Consider the following 7,563-nt stretch of genomic DNA (forward strand, 5'->3'; position numbering starts at 1 on the left):
CCCCTGGGCCGTCCCCGGCACCGGCGCCGACCCGGACGCCCCCGAGCCCTGGATGGCCACCGCCTTCGTCGCCGGGCCCTCCCTCCACGAGGCCGTCGCCGCGCACGGCGCGCCGCCCCAGCCCCCCGCAGGAAACCCCGAAGGGAACCCGTCCCAGCCCGGGGACCTTCAGCCTCTCCTCCCCTCCGATCCCTCCGTCATCGCCGGTTACCGGCTGCTCGGGCGGCTCGGGGCCGGTGGCATGGGGGTCGTCTACCTGGGCCGTACGGAGGGCGGCGAGCTCGCCGCCGTCAAGGTCACCCACGCCGACCAGGCCGACCAGCCCGACTTCCGGGCCCGGTTCCGCCGCGAGGTCGAGGCCGCCCGCCGGGTCTCCAGCCCCTGGGCCGTCCCCGTCACCGGCGCCGACCCGGACGCCCCCGAGCCCTGGATGGCCACCGCCTTCGTCGCCGGGCCCTCCCTCGGCGAGGCCGTCGCCGCGCACGGCGCGCTGCCCGAGCGGAGCGTCCGCCTCCTCGGCCGGTCCGTCGCCCGCGCCCTCGCCGCCGTGCACGCGGCCGGGCTCGTCCACCGGGACGTCAAACCGGGGAACGTCCTCCTCGCCGTCGACGGCCCCCGGCTCATCGACTTCGGCATCGCCCGCGCCACCGGCGAGACCGCCCTCACCGCCACCGACATGGTCGTCGGCACCCCCGGCTTCCTCGCCCCCGAGCAGGCGGAGGCCCGCGCCGACGCCATCGGGCCCGCCACCGACGTCTTCGCCCTCGGCTGCCTCCTCGCGTACGCGGCGACCGGGCGCCCGCCCTTCGGCACCGGCACCCCGGACGCCCTCCTGTACCGGACCGTCCACGACGAACCCGACCTCACCGGCGTCCCCGAAGGGCTGCTCGACCTCGTCCGGGCCTGCCTCGCCAAGGACCCCGCCGCCCGCCCGGCCGCCGCGGAGACGGGCGTACGGCTCGTCGAGGACGACCCCGGCGACACCGCCGAGTGGCTGCCCGCCCCCGTCGTCCGGACCATCGCCGAGCGCTCCGCCCGCATGCTCGCCCTGCCGGGGATCGACGCGACCGCGGCGGGCACCGGCCCGGCGGAGCCGCCGAAGCGCAGCAGACGCGGCTTCCTGCTCCTCGCCTCCGGCGCCGCCGCCCTCGCCGTCGGCGGCGGCTCCTTCGCCGCCTGGTCGGCCCTCGGGAACGACGGGCGCGGGGGCGACGGCAAGAACCCCCCGCCCCGCACCTCCTGGAAGATCGGCGTCCTCGCCGACCTCTCCGGCCCCGCCAAGGAGATCGGGCTGGCCCAGGAGCGCGGCGCCCGCCTCGCCGTCGAGCAGTTCAACGCCCGCCGGGACAAGCCGTTCGCCCTCGAACTCAAGGTCGCCGACGACCGGGGCGACCGGACCGCCGCCCTCGAAGCGGCCCGCGGGCTCACCACCGACCCCGGCGTCGTCGCCGTCCTCGGCCCCACCTCCGACGACACCGGACAGGCCGCGCTCCCCGCCTTCGAGGAGGCCGGCCTCCCGCTGCTCACCACCTCCGCCGGCTACAACCTCTTCACCCTGCGGGACAAGCAGAGCCCGCCCAACGCCACGGTCCTCCGGGCCATCCCCAACCACCCCATGGGCGGCGCGTACCTCGCGTTCGCCGTCACGCTCCTGCCCACGATCCGGAAGCCCGGCGTCCTCCAGGAGCGCACGGACGACCAGTACAGCTGGCTCCTCGTGCGCGGCGTCCAGTTCGGCTTCGGACAGGCCAAGATCACCCCGCACTACCGGGTCGTCCCCGCCCGCGCGCGGGACTACCGCACGATCGTCGGCGAGATGATGGACGCGGGCATGGACGCGTACGTCCACTGCGGGGTCCGCGAGACCGCCGTCCTCGCCGCCCGCGCCCTCCTCGAACTCGGCTTCACCGGGCCCCGGTTCGGCGGCCAGCACGCCTTCGGCCCCGCCTTCCTGAAGGAGGCCGGGCCGGCCGCCGAGAACTGGTTCTTCGGCGCGCCCGTCCTCGACCCCGCGACCCGCAAGGAGGCCGCCGGCTTCACCGCCGCGTACCGCAAGCGCTACGGCGCCGCTCCCGCGTACTACACGGGCGAGTCGTACGACGTGGTGAACATGGTCCTGGACCAGCTCGCCACGAACGCGAAGGCCGGCGGGACCCCGGCCCGCAAGGGCCTCTGGGCACAGCTGCGGGCGAAGAAGTACACCGGCGTCATGGGCGGTTACTCCTTCGACAAGTACGGCGACCTCACCGGCGTCGGCACGTTCGTGTACGGCGTGCAGGACGGCGCCTACAAGGCGGTCGGCACCGCGCCCGCCGTTCCCGCCGACAAGACGAAGGCCTGACCGCCCGTGCAGCCGCTCCGCAGGGCCGACCCCTCCTCGATCGCGGGCTACCGGCTCCTCGGCCGTCTCGGCGCCGGCGGCATGGGCGTGGTCTACCTCGCCCGCTCCGCCGGCGGGGCGCTCGTCGCGCTCAAGCTCATCCGCGCCGAGCACGCCGCCGACCCCGGCTTCCGGGAGCGGTTCCGCCGCGAGACCCGGATCGCCGGGCGGATCACCGGCCGCTGGGTCGTCCGCGTCCTCGGCGCCGACCCGGAGGCCCGGGAGCCCTGGCTGGCGACCGAGTTCGTCCCCGGGCCCTCGCTCGCCGAGGCCGTCGCCCTGCACGGCGCCCTGCCCGAGCCGACCGTACGGGCCCTGGGCGCCCGGCTCGCCGCCGCGCTCGCCGGCATGCACACGGCGGGGCTCGTCCACCGGGACGTCAAACCGGGGAACGTCCTCCTCGCCCTCGACGGGCCGCGCCTCATCGACTTCGGCATCGCCCGGTCCGCCGGGGCCACCGCCCTGACCGCCACGGACGCGATGATCGGCACCCCCGGCTTCCTCGCCCCCGAACAGGCCCGCGTCGGCGGGGCGGAGGAGGTCGGCCCGGCCGGCGACGTCTTCTCGCTGGGCTGCGTCCTCGCGTACGCCCTGACCGGCGAGCGCCCCTTCGGTACGGGCGCGGTGGCCGCCGTCGTCTACCGCACCGTCCACGAGGAGCCGGACCTCCGCGAGGTCCCGGACACGATCCTGCCCCTGGTCACGGCCTGTCTGGCCAAGGCCCCGGCGGCCCGGCCCACGGCCGCGGAGGTGCGGGCCGCCCTCGGGGAGGCCGAAGGACCGGCGGGGGACTGGCTGCCGCCCGGCCTGCCCGCGCTGATCGCCCGGCGCTCCTCACGCGTCCTCGACCTGCCGGTCCCCGAGGCGACCCTGCTCGTGCCCCCCGGACCGGCGGCCGGCGGGATCCCGCGCCGCCGCGTCCTGATCGCCGGGTCCGCGGCGGCCGTCGCCGGGGCGGGCGGCCTGACCGCCTGGCTCCTCGGCCGCGCCCCCGCCGGAAGGGGCACGGGGACCGGAGCGGGCAAGGGCGCCGCCCTCCCCGCGTACACGATCGGCGTCCTCACCGACCTGAGCGGCCCCACCGGGGCGGCCGGGCGGGCGCAGGAGCGCGGCGCCCGGCTGGCGGTGGAGGCCCACAACGCCCGCGAGGACCGCGCCTTCGACGTGGTCCTGCGCACCGCCGACGACGGCGGGGACGGGAAGCGCGCCACGACCGCCGCCCGCACCCTGCTCCAGGACGAGAGGCTCGTCGGCGTCGTCGGCCCGACGACCGTCCCGAGCGTCCTCGCCGCGGTGGCCGAACTCGTCGACCGCTCCGTCCCCCTGGTGAGCGTCCTCGCCGCCGTCCCCACCGGCAACACGGTGGAGGGGCAGACCACCAAACGCACCTACTTCGAACCCCGCCCCTCCCCGGACTCGATGATCGTGCCGTTCGCGCGCTACCTCTCCGAGCGCGGGATCGTCCGGACCGCCCTCGTGGAGGACCGCGACGGCGGCCGGTACACCTGGTTCGCGGTCAGGAGCGTGAAGGCCACCCCGCCCTCGCAGGCGCGGGGCGGGACGGCGACCTCCCACCCCGTCGAGGCGGACGGCGAGGACTTCGCCCCCGCCGTCCGGGCCGCCCTCGCGACGGACCCGCAGGCCGTGATGTACGTGGGGACCTCGCCGCGCCGGGCCGCCCTCTGCGCGAAGGCCCTGCGCGACCAGGGCTTCCGGGGGCCCTGCGGCAGCGTCGAACGGCCCTTCGCGCAGGAGTTCCTCGACCTCGCGGGCCCGGCGGCCGAGGGCTGGTACTTCGGCACGGCCCACGTCGACCCGGACGGCCTCCCGGCGGCGGAGGACTTCGCCGCCGCGTACCGGAAGCGCTGGGGCCTGCCCGGCACCACCCCCGTCGACCCGTACGCCACGGAGGCGTACGACGCCGTCAACTGGACGCTCCAGGCGCTGGGCACGACGGTCGGGAACCACTCCGAGGCGACGGCGTCGGGGGTCGCGAACGGCCTGCGGCAGACCCCGTACCGGGGGCTCGCCAAGATGTACTCGTCGGCGGGCCGGGAGAGCAGCGCCGCGAGCCTCGTCGGGCTCTTCCTCTGGCAGGTGAGGGACGGGAAGCCGCACTTCCTGGGGGAGTTCGCGGAGGCGGCGGTGGCGGAGGCGAAGAGGGCGGAGGAGTCGTGAGAGGGGGCGGGCCCCGGTGGACCCGCCCCCCCCGTCACGTCGTCGCGCCGTCACTCCGGCCGCGTCAGCCGGTGACGGTCCAGGTGTCGTTGCCGGTGAGGAGGTGGGCGAGGTCGCCTTTGCCGTGTTGTTCGACGGCGGTGTCGAGCTGTTCGGCCATGTTGCCGTGTTGTTCGACGGCGGTGTCGAGCTGTTCGGCCATGAGGGTGTCGTAGACCGGCCGGTCCACCGACCGGAAGACGCCGATGGGGGTGTGGTGGAGGGTGTCGGGGTCGGCGAGGCGGGAGAGGGCGAAGGCGGTGGTGGGGGTGGTGGCGTGGGCGTCGTGGACGAGGATCCGGTCCTCGTTGGCGGGCGTCACCTCCACGACCTCCAGGTCGCCGGTGGCCGGGTCGCGCACCACGCCCTTGGCCAGGCCGGTGCCGAAGCGGATCGGCTGTCCGTGTTCGAGGCGGATCACCGCTTCCTGGGCCCGGTCCCTGTCCTTGAGGACCTCGAAGGCGCCGTCGTTGAAGATGTTGCAGTTCTGGTAGATCTCCACCAGGGCGGTGCCGTTGTGGTCGGCGGCCCGGCGCAGGACCTCGGTGAGGTGTTTGCGGTCGGAGTCGACGGTGCGGGCCACGAAGGAGGCCTCCGCGCCCAGTGCGAGGGAGACCGGGTTGAACGGCGCGTCCAGGGAGCCCATCGGGGTGGATTTGGTGATCTTGCCGGTTTCGCTGGTGGGGGAGTACTGGCCCTTGGTGAGGCCGTAGATGCGGTTGTTGAAGAGCAGGATGGTGAGGTTGACGTTGCGGCGCAGGGCGTGGATGAGGTGGTTGCCGCCGATGGACAGGGCGTCGCCGTCGCCGGTGACGACCCAGACCGACAGGTCGCGGCGCGAGGTGGCCAGGCCGGTGGCGATGGCGGGGGCGCGGCCGTGGATGGAGTGCATCCCGTAGGTGTTCATGTAGTAGGGGAAGCGGGAGGAGCAGCCGATGCCGGAGACGAAGACGATGTTCTCCCTGGCCAGGCCGAGTTCGGGCATGAAGCCCTGGACGGCGGCCAGTACGGCGTAGTCGCCGCAGCCGGGGCACCAGCGCACTTCCTGGTCGGACTTGAAGTCCTTCATGGACTGGACGGCCTCGGCGCGGGGCACCAGGTTCAGGAGCGGCTCACTCATCGATGGCCTCCTTGATGGCCTCCTTGAGGACGGCGGCGAGCTGTTCGGCCTTGAACGGCATCCCGTTGACCTGGGTGTGGCTGCGGGCGTCCACCAGGTAGCGGGCCCGGATCAGGGTGGCGAGCTGGCCGAGGTTCATCTCCGGCACGACCACCGTGTCGTAGTGCCGCAGGACGTCGCCGAGGTTGCGGGGGAAGGGGTTGAGGTGGCGCAGGTGGGCCTGGGCGATCGCCCCGCCCTCCCGGCGGATACGCCGGACGGCCGCCGTGACCGGCCCGTAGGTCGACCCCCAGCCCAGCACCAGGGTGCGGGCCCGGTCCGGGTCGTCGACGTCGAGGTCGGGGACGGCGATGTTGTCGGTCTTGGCCTGGCGGGTGCGGACCATGAAGTCGTGGTTGGCCGGGTCGTAGGAGATGTTCCCCGTCCCGTCCTGCTTCTCGATTCCCCCGATCCGGTGCTCCAGGCCCGCCGTGCCGGGCACCGCCCAGGGGCGGGCCAGGGTCTCGGGGTCGCGTTTGTAGGGCCAGAACACCTCCGTCCCGTCCGGCAGTTCGTGGTTGGGGCCGGTGGCGAACGTGGTCCGCAGATCCGGCAGCTCGCCGGTCTCGGGGATGCGCCAGGGCTCGGAGCCGTTGGCGAGGTAGCCGTCGGACAGCAGGAAGACCGGGGTGCGGTAGGTCAGGGCGATCCGGGCGGCCTCCAGGGCCGCGTCGAAGCAGTCGCCCGGCGTGCGGGGCGCGACCACCGGCACCGGCGCCTCCCCGTTGCGCCCGTACATCGCCTGCAGCAGATCGGCCTGCTCGGTCTTGGTCGGCAGCCCCGTCGAGGGACCGCCGCGCTGGATGTCCACGATCAGCAGCGGCAGCTCCAGCGACACCGCCAGCCCGATCGTCTCCGACTTCAGCGCCACCCCGGGACCGGAGGTGGTGGTCACCGCCAGCGAGCCGCCGAACGCCGCGCCCAGCGCCGCGCCGATCCCGGCGATCTCGTCCTCCGCCTGGAACGTGCGCACGCCGAAGTTCTTGTGCCGGCTCAGTTCGTGCAGGATGTCGGAGGCCGGCGTGATCGGATACGAGCCCAGGTACAGCGGCAGGTCGGCCTGCCGGGCGGCCGCGATCAGCCCGTAGGACAGGGCCAGGTTCCCCGAGATGTTGCGGTAGACGCCGGCGGGGAAGGCGGCGGTGGCGGGGGCGACCTCGTAGGAGACGGCGAAGTCCTCCGTCGTCTCCCCGAAGTTCCAGCCCGCCCGGAACGCGGCCACGTTCGCCTCCGCGATCCGCGGCCTCTTCGCGAACTTCGCCCGCAAGAACGCCTCGGTGCCCTCCGTCGGCCGGTGATACATCCACGACAGCAGCCCCAGCGCGAACATGTTCTTCGACCGCTCGGCCTCCTTGCGCGGCAGCCCGAAGTCCTTCAGCGCCTCCAGCGTCAGCGTCGTCAGCGGCACCGGATGCACCCGGTAGCCCTCCAGCGAACCGTCCTCCAGCGGCGAGACCGCATAGCCGACCTTCGCCATCGCCCGCTTGGCGAACTCGTCCGTGTTGACGATGACCTCCCCGCCGTAGGGCACGTCGGCGATGTTCGCCTTCAGCGCGGCCGGGTTCATCGCCACCAGCACGTTCGGCGCGTCACCGGGAGTGAGGATGTCGTGGTCGGCGAAGTGCAGCTGGAACGAGGACACCCCCGGCAGCGTCCCGGCCGGCGCACGGATCTCCGCCGGGAAATTCGGCAGCGTCGACAGGTCGTTGCCGAACGACGCCGTCTCCGAGGTGAACCGGTCACCCGTCAACTGCATCCCGTCACCCGAATCACCCGCGAAACGGATGATCACCCGATCGAGCCGGCG

4 protein-coding genes are annotated in these 7,563 nt (G+C 74.3%); 2 read left to right on the forward strand and 2 right to left on the reverse strand.

Annotated elements, in window-relative coordinates; all coding sequences use genetic code 11:
- The first annotated feature begins 199 nt into the window (after positions 1-199).
- Positions 200-2,341, forward strand: coding sequence for a bifunctional serine/threonine-protein kinase/ABC transporter substrate-binding protein (locus ADL08_RS07815; protein WP_053641335.1), 2,142 nt, complete (start codon positions 200-202; stop codon positions 2,339-2,341).
- A gap of 6 nt (positions 2,342-2,347) precedes the next feature.
- A complete protein-coding gene (locus ADL08_RS07820; RefSeq protein WP_053641333.1) occupies positions 2,348-4,558 on the forward strand; it encodes a bifunctional serine/threonine-protein kinase/ABC transporter substrate-binding protein in 2,211 nt (736 codons plus the stop codon).
- Positions 4,559-4,622: 64 nt separating this feature from the next.
- Here ADL08_RS07820 and ADL08_RS07825 read toward each other — a convergent pair whose 3' ends face one another.
- Both ADL08_RS07825 and ADL08_RS07830 read right to left on the reverse strand, forming a co-directional pair.
- Positions 4,623-5,717, reverse strand: a complete 1,095-nt coding sequence (locus tag ADL08_RS07825) for a 2-oxoacid:ferredoxin oxidoreductase subunit beta (RefSeq protein ID WP_053641334.1) — start codon at positions 5,715-5,717, stop codon at positions 4,623-4,625.
- A partial coding sequence (locus tag ADL08_RS07830) for a 2-oxoacid:acceptor oxidoreductase subunit alpha (protein WP_053641336.1) occupies positions 5,710-7,563 on the reverse strand: 1,854 nt, incomplete at its 5' end. The genes ADL08_RS07830 and ADL08_RS07825, both read right to left, overlap by 8 nt.

The organism is Streptomyces sp. NRRL F-6492 (assembly GCF_001280125.1).
In the GTDB taxonomy this organism is placed as follows: Bacteria; Actinomycetota; Actinomycetes; order Streptomycetales; family Streptomycetaceae; genus Streptomyces.